This window comes from Actinomadura rifamycini DSM 43936, assembly GCF_000425065.1.
Taxonomy (GTDB): domain Bacteria; phylum Actinomycetota; class Actinomycetes; order Streptosporangiales; family Streptosporangiaceae; genus Spirillospora; species Spirillospora rifamycini.
In genome coordinates, this window is the sequence record NZ_AULB01000013.1 from 93,527 (window position 1) to 107,071 (window position 13,545).

At 73.7% G+C, this 13,545-nt stretch carries 13 protein-coding genes; 8 read left to right on the plus strand and 5 right to left on the minus strand.

From position 1 onward, the window contains the following. Positions 1–25 precede the first annotated feature (25 nt). From H505_RS0113340 to H505_RS0113350, 3 genes are read left to right on the plus strand one after another with little or no spacing between them, the layout of a single operon-like run. Positions 26–790 carry an enoyl-CoA hydratase/isomerase family protein gene (locus H505_RS0113340; RefSeq protein WP_034517820.1) on the plus strand — a complete coding sequence of 255 codons (765 nt, stop codon included), beginning with the start codon at positions 26–28 and terminating at the stop codon, positions 788–790. Positions 791–799: 9 nt separating this feature from the next. After that, positions 800–1,738: a VOC family protein gene (locus tag H505_RS0113345; protein WP_026402392.1), complete on the plus strand. Its 939-nt coding sequence runs from the start codon at positions 800–802 to the stop codon at positions 1,736–1,738. After that, on the plus strand, positions 1,729–2,817 hold the full coding sequence (locus tag H505_RS0113350) for an acyl-CoA dehydrogenase family protein (RefSeq protein WP_026402393.1): 1,089 nt from the start codon (positions 1,729–1,731) through the stop codon (positions 2,815–2,817). The genes H505_RS0113345 and H505_RS0113350 overlap by 10 nt, the downstream gene beginning before the upstream one ends. 58 nt (positions 2,818–2,875) lie before the next feature. Here the strand turns inward: H505_RS0113350 and H505_RS0113355 are convergent, their stop codons facing one another. Further along, entirely contained in the window at positions 2,876–3,979 is a 1,104-nt protein-coding gene (locus tag H505_RS0113355) for a helix-turn-helix domain-containing protein (RefSeq protein ID WP_026402394.1), read from the minus strand. A gap of 121 nt (positions 3,980–4,100) precedes the next feature. Between H505_RS0113355 and H505_RS0113360 the strand changes: the two genes are divergently transcribed. Further along, the gene (locus H505_RS0113360; protein WP_026402395.1) at positions 4,101–5,327 is read left to right on the plus strand and encodes a YncE family protein; all 1,227 of its coding nucleotides are present in this window, start codon (positions 4,101–4,103) and stop codon (positions 5,325–5,327) included. A gap of 128 nt (positions 5,328–5,455) precedes the next feature. Here H505_RS0113360 and H505_RS0113370 read toward each other — a convergent pair whose 3' ends face one another. The 4 genes from H505_RS0113370 to H505_RS0113385 all read right to left on the minus strand — a co-directional run bounded on the left by H505_RS0113370 (position 5,456) and on the right by H505_RS0113385 (position 10,076). Continuing rightward, positions 5,456–6,367: an HpcH/HpaI aldolase/citrate lyase family protein gene (locus H505_RS0113370; RefSeq protein ID WP_034517822.1), complete on the minus strand. Its 912-nt coding sequence runs from the start codon at positions 6,365–6,367 to the stop codon at positions 5,456–5,458. After that, positions 6,367–7,560 carry a CaiB/BaiF CoA transferase family protein gene (locus H505_RS0113375; protein ID WP_026402397.1) on the minus strand — a complete coding sequence of 398 codons (1,194 nt, stop codon included), beginning with the start codon at positions 7,558–7,560 and terminating at the stop codon, positions 6,367–6,369. The genes H505_RS0113370 and H505_RS0113375 overlap by 1 nt, the downstream gene beginning before the upstream one ends. Position 7,561: 1 nt before the next feature. Next, entirely contained in the window at positions 7,562–9,055 is a 1,494-nt protein-coding gene (locus H505_RS0113380; protein ID WP_051300633.1) for an aldehyde dehydrogenase, read from the minus strand. A 61-nt stretch (positions 9,056–9,116) separates the two neighbouring features. Then, positions 9,117–10,076, minus strand: coding sequence for a TIGR03621 family F420-dependent LLM class oxidoreductase (locus H505_RS0113385; RefSeq protein WP_034517823.1), 960 nt, complete (start codon positions 10,074–10,076; stop codon positions 9,117–9,119). Between the two features lie 50 nt (positions 10,077–10,126). Between H505_RS0113385 and H505_RS0113390 the strand changes: the two genes are divergently transcribed. The 4 genes from H505_RS0113390 (at position 10,127) to H505_RS0113405 (ending at position 13,537) form a co-directional block, all read left to right on the plus strand. Then, the gene (locus H505_RS0113390; protein WP_026402400.1) at positions 10,127–10,981 is read left to right on the plus strand and encodes an enoyl-CoA hydratase/isomerase family protein; all 855 of its coding nucleotides are present in this window, start codon (positions 10,127–10,129) and stop codon (positions 10,979–10,981) included. Between the two features lie 97 nt (positions 10,982–11,078). After that, positions 11,079–12,380, plus strand: coding sequence for an aromatic ring-hydroxylating oxygenase subunit alpha (locus H505_RS0113395; protein ID WP_026402401.1), 1,302 nt, complete (start codon positions 11,079–11,081; stop codon positions 12,378–12,380). Continuing rightward, positions 12,377–12,736, plus strand: a complete 360-nt coding sequence (locus H505_RS0113400; RefSeq protein WP_051300634.1) for a hypothetical protein — start codon at positions 12,377–12,379, stop codon at positions 12,734–12,736. Before H505_RS0113395 ends, H505_RS0113400 begins: the two co-directional genes overlap by 4 nt. Positions 12,737–12,748: 12 nt before the next feature. After that, on the plus strand, positions 12,749–13,537 hold the full coding sequence (locus H505_RS0113405) for an SDR family NAD(P)-dependent oxidoreductase (RefSeq protein ID WP_026402403.1): 789 nt from the start codon (positions 12,749–12,751) through the stop codon (positions 13,535–13,537). The last annotated feature ends 8 nt before the right edge of the window (positions 13,538–13,545 follow it).

Genomic DNA, 13,545 nt, shown 5'->3' on the forward strand with positions numbered 1-13,545 from the left:
CCCCACCAGGAGGAGCGAGAAGCGCATGCCCGACACCGGATACGGCGACTACGAGACCATCGACCTGAGGCTCGACGAACGGGTGGCCTGGCTGACCCTGAACCGGCCCGACAAGCTCAACGCGCTCACCCCCGCGACGATGCACGAGCTGCGGGACGTCTTCACCCGCGTCGACGACGACGAGGACGTCTGCGTCGTCGTCCTGCGCGGCGCCGGGGAGCGCGCGTTCTGCGCCGGGATGGACCTCGCCTGGTCCGAGAAGCTGACCCCGCGCGAGCGCGTCGAGCAGGGGCGCCTCGGCGAGAAGACGTTCGCGATGATGGAGCGCACGTCCGTCCCGGTCGTCGCGGCCGTGCACGGCTACGCCGTCGGCGGCGGCCTCGAACTGGCGCTCGCCGCGGACTTCATCGTCGCGTCCGACGACGCCAAGGTCGGCCTGGTCGAGATCACCCTGTCGGCGCGGCCCCCGTACCGCCCGAAGATGACCGAGGACGGTGACCCCGACCAGCCCGAGTACGGCGGGTCGGCGCCCGGCTGGGGCGGCGTCAAGCGGCTCCCGGAGCGGATCGGCAAGGCCCGCGCGAAGGAGCTGCTGTTCACCGGCGCCCGCATCGACGCCGAGCGCGCGCTGCGGCTCGGGCTCGTCAACGACGTGTACCCGGCGGCGGAGTTCGGCGAGCGGGTCGGCGAGCTGGCGCGGCGCATCGCGGCGATGAACCGCTACAACCTGCGCCTCGTCAAGGAACTCGTCACCAGTGGTTACGACTGGATCGAACCCCACCCGAGCTAGGAGGCACCCGTGCAGATCTACCGGATCGACCACGTCGCGCAGGTGACCACCGACCTCGACGCCCAGGTCGCGCTCCTGGAGGGCCTCTTCGGTTTCCGGCGCGCGCGCACATGGGACAACCCCGCCGAGGGCGCGCGCGGCGCCCGCCTGGAAATCCCCGGCAGCCACGGCCAGGCGTGGGAGGTCGTGGAGCCCGCCGGGGACGGCTCCGCCCTGCAGACGTTCCTCGACGACCACGGCGGGCGCCCCGGCCTGCACCACGTCGGCGCCGAGGTGCCCGACCTCGAAGCCGCCCGCGCCGAACTGGAGGTCCGCGGCATCAAACCCACCGCGGGCGAGCGCGGCCGCTGGCTGGAGGCGTCCCTCAGCCCGCCCGAACGCGGACCCGGCGTCCTCTGGCGCCTCCGCGGCCCCGGCGGCCTCGCCATGTGCGGCGACACCCCGGACGCCGCGACCGGCCCCTGGGACGCACCCGGCGGACCGTCCCTCGGCATCGTCGCGCTCGACCACGTCTGCCAGGCGTACCCCGACCGCGACGAGCTCGCCCGCTGGTACCGCGACCTCGCCGGGTTCGTCCAGGTCTGGCGCACCGCCGACGACGAGCACCCCGACATGGCCGACCTCGTCCTCAACATCCCCGGCTCGGCGGTCTGCTGGGAGGTGATCATGCCGCGCGGCGCGGACTCGTTCATCGAGCGGTTCTGGGACCGCAACGGCGCCGCCGCGCACCACGTCACGTTCGAGGTCGCCGACTGGGACCGCGCCATGGACGCCTGCCGCGACCGCGACACCCCCACGTTCGGCGAGAACGAGGGCGCCACCGACGGCGCCGCGTGGCGGGACGCGTTCATCCACCCGAAGCACACCGGCGGCGTCCTCGTCCAGCTGTTCTGGGAGGAACGGCCGGGCGTGTGGGTCCGCTCCGACAAGATCCCGCCATGGACCTGACCCGCACCGAGGACCAGGAGCTCATCGCCGCGACCGCCCGCGGGCTCCTGGCCTCCCGCGGCGCGGCCGCGGGGGCGCGGGCGGTGGACGGCGACCCGGCGGGGCACTCGGCGGACCTGTGGAAGGAGATGGCCGGGCTCGGCTGGACCGGCCTGCCCTTCCCCGCGGACGCCGGCGGCGCGGGCGGCGACTTCGTCGACGCCTGCCTGCTGTTCGAGGAGCTCGGGTACGCGCTCGTCCCGAGCCCGCTCGCCGCGTCCGTCGCCGCGTGCGGCATGCCGATCGCCCGGTTCGGCACCCCGGAGCAGCGGGAGCGGTGGCTCGGCGGGATCGCCGCCGGGCGCGTCGCGACCGCCGCGCCCCTCCCGTGGGACCGGCCCGGCGAGGGACCGGTCGCCCGCCCCGACGGGGCCGGGTACGTCCTCGACGGCGTCGCGACGTTCGTCCCGTTCGCCGCGTCCGCCGAGAACGTCCTCGTCGTGGCGCGGCTGGACGGCGAACCCCGCGCGTTCTGGGCCGACGCGTCGGCCGCGACCCCGCGCCCGGCGGGGACGCTCGGTTTCGACCGCCCGTGCCACCTCGACCTCGCGGGCGTCCGCGTCGCACCGGACGGCGTCCTCGGCGCCGACCGGGCCGCCGCGGACGCGGTCTCCCTGTTCGGCGCCGCGGCGGCCTGCGCGGAGATGGTCGGCGGCGCGCAGCGGGTGCTCGACATGACGGTCGCGTACGCGGGGGAGCGGCGCCAGTTCGGCCGCCCCATCGGGACGTTCCAGGCGGTGCAGCACCACTGCTCCGACATGGCCGTCGACGTCCTCGGCTCCCGCTTCATCGCCTACGAGGCGATCTGGCGGCTGTCGGCCGGACGGGAGGCCGCCGCGGACGTCGCGACCGCCAAGGCGTGGGTGAGCGAGGCGTACGAGCGGGTGTGCGCGCTCGGCCACCAGGTGCACGGCGCGATCGGCTTCACCCGGGAGCACGACCTGCACCTGTTCTCCCGCCACGCGATGTCGGCCGCCCTCGCCCACGGCGACGCGGCCCTGCACCTCGACCGCCTCGCGACCGCCCTCGACGTCCCCTGACCCGACGGGCCCCGGCCGCCCCGGCCGGGGCCCTCGCCGGGGCGCTCGCGGGCGGGCGTCACTCGCCGGGTTCCAGCCAGGTGTGGAGGGCCCACCACCAGCGCAGGGCGTCGAGGACCGTGCCTTCCGTGCCCGGCGACGCGCCGACGACCTCCTCCAGCCGCCCCAGCCGGTACCGGACGGTGTTCGGGTGGACGTGCAGCGCCGCGGCCGTCCGGTCCAGCCGGCGCTCGTGGTCCAGGTACGCCAGCGCGGTCGCCGCGAGCTCCCGGTGGAACGAGTCGTCCGGGTTCAGCGGGCCCAGCAGCGTCCGGTTCAGCAGCCCCGCCAGCGCGGGCTGCGCCGCCAGCGCCGTCACGCCCGCGAGATCCGTCAGCTCCCGCAGCCCGCGCAGCCCCCGCGCCTCCGCCGCCTCCAGCGCGGACCCGCACAGCGCGTACATCCCGGCGGCCTCGCCGAGCCGTGCCGGCGGCGCGCACACCACGAGCACGTCCGCGTCCAGCCCGTCCGGAAGCCGCGGCGTCAGGCCCGACAACCGCCCGTCCACCAGCCCGAACACGCCGCCGCACACCGCGAGCCGCCGCTCCACCGCCCGCACCTGCACCGGGTCGGCGACGTTCGACGCCAGGCACCGGTACAGCCCGTCCGGCCGCAGCCCCGCGTGCAGGACGTCCTCCTCCGCCGGGACCTCGCCGTGCAGCAGCCGCCGCAGCACCTGGAACCGGACGTCCCGCGCCGTCCCCGCCAGCTCCAGCTCGGCCGTCCGGTACCCGTTCACCACCGCCCGCTCCAGCGCCCCCACCCGCGGTTCGAGCTCCAGCAGCGCCGTCAGCATCACCCGCTCCGGCACGCCCGCCGCCCGGCCCCGCACCACCGCGATCTGCGCCGCGCGGCTCCGTCCCGCCTGCACCCCGTGCAGCAGCGCCGTGATCGGCACCCCCTGCGCCGCGCGGTCCGCGCCCAGCCGCGCCGCCGCCGCCAGGTCGCCCTCCCGCGCGAGCACCACCGGCAGCACCAGCGCGACGTGCCGCCGCGTCTCCTCCTCCGGCAGCCGCGCCACCGGCGGCGACTGGCTCCGCGCCGCCCGGACGATCTCCTCGATCACGCTCGCGTCCGCGGCCATCCCGCGCAGCACCGAAGCGAACTCCTCGTGCACGATCACCGCCGGGGTTGTGGGCCGGTTCCAACCAACATGCACCGTGTTGTCCGCCGCGCCCTATCCGGAGCGGACGGGCGCTTGCTTTCCTATCGGCTACCGAAAAGTAACACCGCGAGGAGCGGCCATGAAGCCCCGGACGATCAGCTGCGGCCTCGCCGCCGCGGCCCTCACCGCCACACTCGCCGCCGCCCCCGCCGACGCGGCGGAGCTCCGCGAGGTGATGTTCGTCGGCAACAACTGGGACGGCACCGCCCACGTCATCGAGGCGCGCGGCGACTTCGAGGCCATCGGCCGGATCAACGTCGTCCCCGACAAGGAGGAGCGCCTCCAGGAGATCTACAGCGACCCGGTCAAGCTGGTCTTCTTCCTCGGCATCCGCATCACCGTCGGCGAGGGCCACGACCAGTACGTCGACGACATGTACTCCACCCCCGACGGCCGCTCCATGGTCGTCTCCCGCCCCAGCTTCGCCGACGTCGTCTCCATCGACCTCGAGACCGGCGACCTCAACTGGCGCTTCCCCGTCTCCGGCCACCGCGCCGACCACATGGCCGTCTCGCCCGACGGGAACTCCGTCGCCGTCTCCGCCTCGACGTCCAACACCGTGCACGTCCTCGACATCGAGACCGGCGAGCAGCTCGGCTCGTTCGCCACCGGCGACAAGCCGCACGAGAACGTCTACACGCAGGACGGCCGCTACCTCTGGAACATGTCGATCGGCGAGGTCAACAACGACCTGGACGCGCCCTGGCTCGACTTCACCAAGGGCGACCGGAAGATCACCATCGTCGACACCACCACCTTCGAGACCGTCCGCACCATCGACATGCGCGACCGCCTCGACGCCTTCGGCCGCGAGGACCTCTCCGACTCCGTCCGCCCCGTCGCGTTCACCCCCGACGAGTCGAAGCTGTACTTCCAGGTGTCGTTCTTCAACGGCTTCCTCGAGTACGACGTCGAGTCCGACACGATCACCCGCGTCAAGGAACTTCCGAAGAACCCCGAGACCAGCGACGACCGCACCACGTTCGTCAACGACTCCCGCCACCACGGCATGTCGATGAGCCCCGACGGCTCGAAGCTCTGCATCGCGGGCACGATGGACGACTACGCCACGGTCGTCGACCGCGCCACCCTGCAGGAAGGCCCCCTGGTCACCGCGTCCAAGCCCTACTGGGCCACCGTCAGCGGCGACGGGAAGTCGTGCGTCATCTCCGAGAGCGGCACCGACCAGGTCACCGCGATCAGCTTCGCCACCGGCCGCAAGATCGCGTCCGTCCCGGTCGGCGACCACCCCCAGCGCGTCCGCCTCGCCCACATCCCCGCCGACTGGACGCCCCCGGCCGGCTGATCACCGCCACCGGAGCGCGAGCCGCCTGACCGGCCACAACCACCACGGACGCGACAGCCCGAGCACGATCGCGTCCCGGATCCCCCGCCGCACCGGTTCCGCCGCCGCCCACCCCCGGACCAACCCGATCACCGCATCGGACCCGGGCCGGCGAGCTCCGCCTTGCGGAGGGTGTTGGCGGCGTGGCGCATGTGGGCGGCGTCGACGAGCCGGCCGTCGCGGCCGATGGCGCCCGTGCCGGAGTCGGACGCGCCCCGGTAGACCTCCATCGCCTCCCGGGCCTCCGCCACCTCCTCGGGGGTGGGGGAGAAGACGTCGTTGGCGATCGGCACCTGGGACGGGTGGATCGCCCACTTGCCGTCGAAGCCGAGCAGCGCGGCGTGCCCGGCGGCGCGGCGGTAGCCGTCCGGGTCGCGGTACGCCGGGTACGGGGCGTCGATCGCGTCGACGCCCGCGGCGCGGGCCGCGGTGAGGACCTGGACGCGCGCGTGGTGCCAGAAGTCGCCCGGGTAGTCGCCGAGCGGGTCGAAGTTGCCGTCGACGCGGGCGCGCAGGGACGCGGACAGGTCGCCCGCGCCGAAGATGACGGCTTCGAGGCGGGACGAGGCGCGGGCGATCTCGGCCGCGTTCGCGAGGCCCTCGGCCTCCTCGATGAGCACTTCGAGCCCGATGCGCTTGGAGAGCGCGAGCTTCTCCTCGAGCTGGGTGAGCAGGACGTCCACCCACCAGACGTCGCGGGCCGTGCGGGCCTTCGGGACGATCAGGACGTCGAGGGCGTCGCGGGCGCCGGTGACGATCTCGATGACGTCGTCGTGGCACCAGCGGGTGTCGAGCCCGTTCACCCGGACGGCGCGGGCGGTGCGCCCCCAGTCGAGGCCGGTGAGCGCCGCGACGGCGGTCGCCCGCGCGGCCTCCTTCGCGGCGGGGGCGCACGCGTCCTCCAGGTCGAGGAAGACGAGGTCGGCGCCGGACTTCGCGGCCTTCTCGCACATGTGCCCGCTGCTCGCGGGCGTCGCCAGTTCCGACCGTCTCGGCCGCATCAGATGATCCCTTCCGCTTCGAGGGCGTCGATCTCGCCGGGGGCGAGGCCGAGCAGTCCTCCGTACACGTGGTCGTTGTCGGCGCCGAGCGGGCGGCCGAGGTGCGCGACGCGTCCGGGCGTGTCGCTGAGCCGGGCGACGGGGGCCTGCACGGTGACGCGGCCGAAGTCGGGGTCGTCCACGGGCAGGAACGTACCGCGCGCCCGCAGGTGCTCGTCGGCGAGCAGGCGCGGCGCGTCGCAGACGGGCGCGGCGGTGACCTCGGCGGCCTCGAACACCGCCATGGCCTCGTCGAGCGTCCGCGTCCCGACCCACGCGGCGACCAGCCCGTCCACCTCGACGGCCCGGTCCTGCCGGCGCACCGGGTCGGCGTAGTCGGGGTGCTCGGCCAGGTCGGGACGGCCGATGGCGCGGAACACGCGGACCGCGATGCTCGGCGACGCGCTGGAGATCGCGAGCCACTCGCCGTCGGACGTCCGGTAGGCGTTGCGCGGCGCGCTGGCGTCGAGCCGGTTGCCCGCCCGGCGCTTGACGACGCCGAGCTGGTCGTAGGCGAGCGTCGAGGTCTCCAGGAGGCGGGTCAGCGGTTCGAGGAGGCTGACGTCGACGAGCTGGCCGGGGGCGTCGTGGACGTCGCGGTGGTACAGCGCCATCATCACCGCGTACGTGGCGGCGAGGCCCGCGACGCCGTCGGCGAGCATGAACGGCGGCAGCGTCGGGGGGCCGTCGGGCTGCCCGGTGAGGTGCGCGAACCCGCTCATCGCCTCGGCGAGCGTGCCGTACCCCGGACGGTCGCTCTTGGGGCCGCCGCCCCCGTAGCCGCTGATGTGCGCGTACACGATGTGCGGGTGCGCGGCGTGCACGGACGCGTAGTCGACGCCCCACCGTTCGAGGGCGCTGGGCCGGTTGCCGACGACGAGGACGTCCGCGGTGGCGAGCAGCTTGTGGAGGAGCCGCTGCCCCTCGGCGCGGCGCAGGTCGAGCGTCGCGCACTTCTTGTTCCGGCTGATGCTCTTCCACACCAGCCCGATCCCGTCGCGGCGCTCGCCCCACGTGCGCATCGGGTCGCCGGTGCCCGGCTGCTCGATCTTGACGACCTCGGCGCCGAACTCGCCGAGCGCGGTGGCGACCATCGGGCCCGCGGCGAGCGTGGCCGCCTCGACGACCCGCACGCCGGTCAGGGGGCCGGGCATCTCAGCCCTCCGCCGCGAGCGAGATCGACTTCGGCTCCAGGTAGCCGTCGAGGCCCTCGGGGCCGAGTTCGCGGCCGATGCCGCTGGCCTTCACGCCGCCGAACGGCGCCGCGGGGTCCATGCTGTACGGCTGGTTGACGCCGAACGATCCGGTGCGGACGCCCCGCGCGGCGCGCAGCCCCCGGTCGGTGTCGGCCGTCCAGACCGAGCCGGACAGCCCGTACTCGGAGTCGTTCGCGATCGCGACGGCGTCGTCGTCGCCGTCGTGGGCGATGACGGACAGGACGGGCCCGAAGATCTCCTCGCGGGCGATCCGCATCGAGTTGGCGACGTCGGCGAACAGGGTCGGGCGGACGTACCAGCCGCGGTCGAGCCCGTCCGGCACGCCGTCGCCGCCGACGACGATCCGCGCGCCCTCGGCGCGGCCCGCCGCGATGTACCCCCGGACGCGCTCCCGCCGGCGGCGCGCGACGAGCGGCCCGATTTCGGTGGCCGGGTCGGACGGGTCGCCGACGCGGAGGGACGCGACCATGTCCGCGAGGGCGTCGACGTGCTCGGCGTACCGGCCGCGGGGGACGAGCACGCGGGTCTGCGCGACGCACGCCTGCCCGCTGTTCATCAGCCCGGCGACCTTGATCCCTTCGGCGACGGCGACGGCGGCGGGGTCGGCGTCGTCCAGGACGATCGCGGCGGACTTCCCGCCGAGTTCGAGGCTCGCCCGCTTCAGCGCGGCGCCGCACGCCTGCGCGACGTCCCGTCCGGCGGCGGTGGACCCGGTGAACGACACCTTGTCGACGCCGGGGTGCGACACCAGGTGCCGCCCGACGTCCGGTCCGGCGGGCAGGATGCTCACGACGCCGGGCGGCAGGCCCGCCTCGGCGACGAGCTCGGCGAGCAGCAGCGCGTCCAGCGGCGTCTCCGGGGACGGCTTCACGACGACCGAGCACCCGGCGACGAGGGCCGGGGCGAGCTTCCCGACCAGCAGGAACTGCGGCATGTTCCACGGGACGATCCCCGCGACGACGCCGACCGGCTCCTTGCGGACGAGCACGTCCGTCCCGAACATGCCGGGCCGGGCCCGCTCCCACGCGACGGTCCCGGCGATGTCGGCGAACGCGTTCAGCAGCACCATCGGCAGCGTGGCCTGCGAGAACTTCGAGAACGTGATCGGCGCGCCCATCTCCGCCGTGATGAGCCGCGCCATCTCCTCGCGCCGCCCCTTGTAGAGGCCGGCGAGCCGCCGGACGGCCGCGGCGCGTTCGGCCGGGTCGAGCCGGGGCCAGGGGCCGTCGTCGAACGCGGCGCGGGCGGCCGCGACGGCGCGGTCGGCGTCCGCGGGGGCGGCGCCCGCGACGGACGCGATGACCTCCCCGGTGTGCGGGGAGACGACGTCGATGGCGCCGTCCGTGCTCGGTGCGGCCCACTCCCCGCCGATGAACAGCCGTTCCCGCTCGACTCCGATGCCTGCCAGCGCGGTCGCGCCGTGCTCGCCCATGTGTCCCTCTCCTATCTGCCCGCGAGGCGGGCGTTCCTACCTGCCCGCGAGGCGGGCGCCCCTACCTGCCCGCGAGGCGGGCGACGACGGGCGCGAACCGCTCCATCTCCCGCTGCTGGACGCTGATGTAGTTCGCGCCGAACGCCGCGCGGCGCTCGGTGAGCCGGTCGGCGACCTCGTCGAGCGAGCCGACCAGGACGTTCGGGTGGTCGGGCAGGCCGTCCGGCGGGACGCCCATGAGGTCGGCGACCCGCCGGACGGCCGCGTCCGGGTCGTCGGTGACCGCGGTGAAGAACGGCGACGCCTCGATCTCGAGGTCCGCGAGCCGCGCGCCCGCCGCCTCCCGGACGAGGCCGAACCGGTGCGCGGCCTCCTGCGGCGGCGTCCGTCCGGCCTCGTTGACGGCGTCGAACGGGACGTTGTTGACGCTGACGATGTCGGCCTCGCGGGCCGCGAGGGACAGCACGCGCCGCCGCGCGCCGCCGATCATGATCGGCGGCCGGGGGCGCTGCACCGGCGCGGGCAGCCCCGCGTACCCGGTCGCGACGGCGTGCGCGCCGCGCAGGTCGAGCGGCTCGCCGCCCCAGTGCGCCTTGACGAGCGCGACGACCTCCTCGAGCTTGTCGACGCGGCGTCCGGGCGGCGCGAACTCCAGGCCCATCGCCGCGTACTCCAGGGGGCTCCAGCCGGCGCCGACGCCGAACTCGAGGCGTCCGTCCGACAGCAGGTCGAGGGTCGCGGCCTCCTTCGCGAGGACGGCCGGGACGTGGTAGTCGACGCAGAACACGCGGCAGCCGACGCGCAGCGTCGTGGTCGCGGCGGCGGCGGTCGCCATCGCGGCGATCGGCGCGAGGTGCTGCGGCGGGAGCCGCGACGCGCGGGCCGCCCGTCCCGGCCCCAGGTAGTGGTCGGACACGAACAGCGTCGCGTACCCGAGGTCCTCGGCCGCGCGGGCGAGGTCGCGCCACTCCGCTCCCGAGGTCGCCTTCGTCGCCTGGACGGCGAAGCGAAAAGGATGCATATTTGGCACCGTACATCAGAAGTCTGTCGCATAACAGAGAGGACGGCGCGATGGTGAAGCGCGCGCGGTACGCGGAGTACAAGGACAGCTACCCGAACTACCGGTTCGAGCTGAGCGACGACGGCATCCTGCTCATGCAGTGCCATACGAACGGCGGCAGCCTCGTGTGGGACTGGAAGTCGCACGACGACATGGCGGACGCGTTCGCCGACGTCGCCGGCGACCGGGAGATCAAGCTGCTCATCCACACCGGGACCGGCGAGAACTACAACGCCGACTGGGGGCTGCTGCCGGACGGCGGGCTGCCGGACCCGCCGGTCTACGACGCGATGCCCGGGACCAGAGGCCTGCACAAGCTGGACGAGAAAGCCTGGTACAACCGCAACCTGCAGTGGAACGTCCTCGACGTCGACGTGCCGATGATCAGCGTCGTCAACGGCCCGTGCAACATCCACTCCGAGGTGCCGCTGATGGGCGACATCGTGCTGGCCTCGGAGGACGCCTACTTCCAGGACGTCTCGCACTTCCCGCGCGGCCAGGTGCCGGGCGACGGGCAGCACGTCATCTGGAACCACGTCGTCGGCCCGAACCGGGCGCGCTACCTGCTGCTGACCGGCAAGAAGCTGTCCGCGCGGGAGGCGCTGGAGTGGGGCGCGGTCAACGAGGTGCTGCCGAAGGACCGGGTGCTCGACCGGGCGTGGGAGCTCGCCCGCGAGCTGGTCAAGCGGCCCCCGCTCGTCCTGCGGTACACGCGGCAGCTCTTCACCCAGAACCTCAAGCGCGCCTACCTGGACGAACTGGGCCACGGGCTCGCGCGGGAGACGTACGCCCAGCAGGAGTTCTTCCCGTTCGGCGGCGGGATGGCGCCCCTCGACCGCGCGTGGGACGACCGGCCGTGGACGTGACCGCCGGCCCGCCCGGCGCGCGAAAGGAGACAGAAGTCTATTCTAAAGACAAAAAACTGATTACTATCGGCCTCATGCCAAGGCAAGGAGACGGGTGATGACGGAGCTGCAACAGCGCCTGGCCACGGGGAAGGGCAAGTTCACGCCGCTGTACGACGACCTCGACACCGGGCCGGTCGACTACGAGGACTCGATCTCGCCGGAGTTCTTCGAGGCCGAGCGGGAGGCCGTGTTCCGGCGGTCGTGGCTGTACGTCGGGCGGTCCGAGCGGCTCCCGCGCCCGGGCACGTTCTTCACCCGCGAGCTGAACGGCCTGGCGTCGATCGTCGTCGCGCGCCGCAAGGACGGCGCCGTCAACGCCTTCCACAACGTGTGCGCCCACCGCGGCAACAAGGTCGTCTGGCAGGAGCACCCGCAGGAGGAGTCGAAGGGCTCGTGCCGCGAGTTCTCCTGCAAGTACCACGGCTGGCGGTACGGGCTGGACGGCCGCGTCACGCACGTCACGAACGAGGAGGAGTTCTTCGGCCTCGACAAGGACGCGCTGCGGATGCCGCCGGTCCACTGCGAGGAGTTCGCCGGGTTCGTCTTCGTGAACCTCGCGCCCGACCCCGTCCCGCTGCGCGCCTACCTCGGCGACCGCCTCCGCGAACTCGAGGCGTACCCGTTCCACGAGATGACGCAGCACTACGGGTTCTCCGCGCCGATCCGCGGCAACTGGAAGCTCGCCGTCGACTCCGTCTGCGAGTGGTACCACCCGCCGTACGTCCACGCGCGGTTCATCGACAAGGACGTCGCCAAGGCGGAGAAGATGGTCCCGCCGCCGGACTCCTACCACTACGACCTGTTCACGCCGCACATGCTGACGTCCGTGCCCGGCCCGCCGCCGCTCCCGCCGCGCGAGCCCGGGACGGCCGGGCCCGCGGCGCGCGACCAGAAGTGGGTGTACCGCCTGTTCCGGGCGGGCCTGTTCGGTCCCGACGACGTGCCCGACCTCGGCCCGCTCCCCGGGTTCCTCAACGCCGGGAACATCAGGTCGTGGGGCAACGACCAGTTCTGGCTGTTCCCCAACCTGTCGGTGCAGATCTGGGCCCGCGGGTTCTACATCACCTACACGTACTGGCCGGAGGCCGTCGACCGGCACACCTACGACATCGACCTCTACTTCGTCCCGCCGAAGAACGCCCAGGAGCGGCTGGCGCAGGAACTCGTCGTCGACAGCACGATCGAGTTCGCCATGCAGGACGTGAACACCATCGAGGCGACGCAGCAGGGGCTGTCGACCCGCGCCAACCAGCGGTTCCACCTGAGCGACCAGGAACTGCTCATCCGCAAGTTCCACAAGACCGTCCGCGACACCGTCGCCGCCCACGGGGCCCGCGACGCGGAGGAGGGCCGATGACGACCGCGACGTCCGCCGGAGCCGGCGCCCGCACCCTGCCCGAGCGGTTCGCCGACCTCGAACGGTGGGTCGCCGACTGGGCGCGCCCCACCCGGCAGGAGCGCTACGACATGCGCCTGTCGAAGAAGTACGACGAGCTGGAGGAGTTCTACGACGCGATCGCCCCGCGCGCCGAGGAGGCCGTCGAGTACCTCAACGGCCGCGACCTCGACGACCTCGCGGACGACGACGCCCGCCTGCTGCAGCTCCTCTACTCGATGATCCTCGTCTCGTACGCGGTCAACGTGTTCATGCAGCCGCGCATCCCGGACTCGGGTGCCGCGTTCTTCGACACGACCGCCGAACCGGCCGTCTGACCGGGGCCGCTCATGTCGATCACCGAAACATCACCCGGGCCCGGCGGCGGCGGGGCGCGCGTCGCCGTCGTCACCGGCGGGGGCTCCGGCATGGGGCGGGCCATCGTGCACCGGCTCGCGCGGGACGGCCTCGCCGTCGCGGTCCTCGACATCGACGCGGCGAACGCGGAGCGGGCCGCCGCGGAGGTGCGGGAGCGCGGCGGCACGGCGCTCGCGGTCGGCGGCGCCGACGTCGCCGACCGGGCCCGCGTGGACGCGGCGGTCCGGCGCGTCCGCGCGGAGCTCGGCCCGGTGCTCGTCCTCGTGAACAACGCCGGGATCACCGCCTTCCGCGAGTTCCCGTCGATCACGGAGGAGAAGTGGCGCCGCGTCATGGCGGTGAACCTCGACGGCCCGTTCCACTGCACGCAGGCGGTGCTGCCCGACATGCTCGCCGCCGGGTGGGGCCGGATCGTGAACATCTCGTCGTCCAGCGCGCAGGGCGGGCAGGAGTACATGGCCCACTACGTGGCGTCGAAGGCGGGGCTGATCGGGCTCACCAAGTCGCTCGCGCTGGAGTTCGGCCCGCGCGGGATCACCGTCAACACGATCCCGCCCGGGTTCATCGACACGCCGATGCTGCGGGAGTCGGAGCGGCGCGGCATGTTCGGCGGCACCGTCGACGACCACGCGCGGCGCACGCCCGTCCGGCGGCCCGGCACGCCGGAGGACATCGCGGCCGCGTGCGCGTTCCTGGTGTCCGAGGAGGCGGGGTACGTCACCGGCCAGGTCATCGGCGTGAACGGCGGGCGCAACACCTGATGGACGCA

What these genes read in the sequence shown, in the direction of transcription:
- H505_RS0113340 (WP_034517820.1), top strand. Translation starts at nt 26, where the DNA reads ATGCCCGACACCGGATACGGCGACTACGAGACCATCGACCTGAGGCTC.
- H505_RS0113350 (WP_026402393.1), top strand. Translation starts at nt 1,729, where the DNA reads ATGGACCTGACCCGCACCGAGGACCAGGAGCTCATCGCCGCGACCGCC.
- H505_RS0113360 (WP_026402395.1), top strand. Translation starts at nt 4,101, where the DNA reads ATGAAGCCCCGGACGATCAGCTGCGGCCTCGCCGCCGCGGCCCTCACC.
- H505_RS0113370 (WP_034517822.1), bottom strand. Translation starts at nt 6,367, where the DNA reads ATGCGGCCGAGACGGTCGGAACTGGCGACGCCCGCGAGCAGCGGGCAC.
- H505_RS0113375 (WP_026402397.1), bottom strand. Translation starts at nt 7,560, where the DNA reads ATGCCCGGCCCCCTGACCGGCGTGCGGGTCGTCGAGGCGGCCACGCTC.
- H505_RS0113380 (WP_051300633.1), bottom strand. Translation starts at nt 9,055, where the DNA reads ATGGGCGAGCACGGCGCGACCGCGCTGGCAGGCATCGGAGTCGAGCGG.
- H505_RS0113385 (WP_034517823.1), bottom strand. Translation starts at nt 10,076, where the DNA reads ATGCATCCTTTTCGCTTCGCCGTCCAGGCGACGAAGGCGACCTCGGGA.
- H505_RS0113390 (WP_026402400.1), top strand. Translation starts at nt 10,127, where the DNA reads ATGGTGAAGCGCGCGCGGTACGCGGAGTACAAGGACAGCTACCCGAAC.
- H505_RS0113395 (WP_026402401.1), top strand. Translation starts at nt 11,079, where the DNA reads ATGACGGAGCTGCAACAGCGCCTGGCCACGGGGAAGGGCAAGTTCACG.
- H505_RS0113400 (WP_051300634.1), top strand. Translation starts at nt 12,377, where the DNA reads ATGACGACCGCGACGTCCGCCGGAGCCGGCGCCCGCACCCTGCCCGAG.
- H505_RS0113405 (WP_026402403.1), top strand. Translation starts at nt 12,749, where the DNA reads ATGTCGATCACCGAAACATCACCCGGGCCCGGCGGCGGCGGGGCGCGC.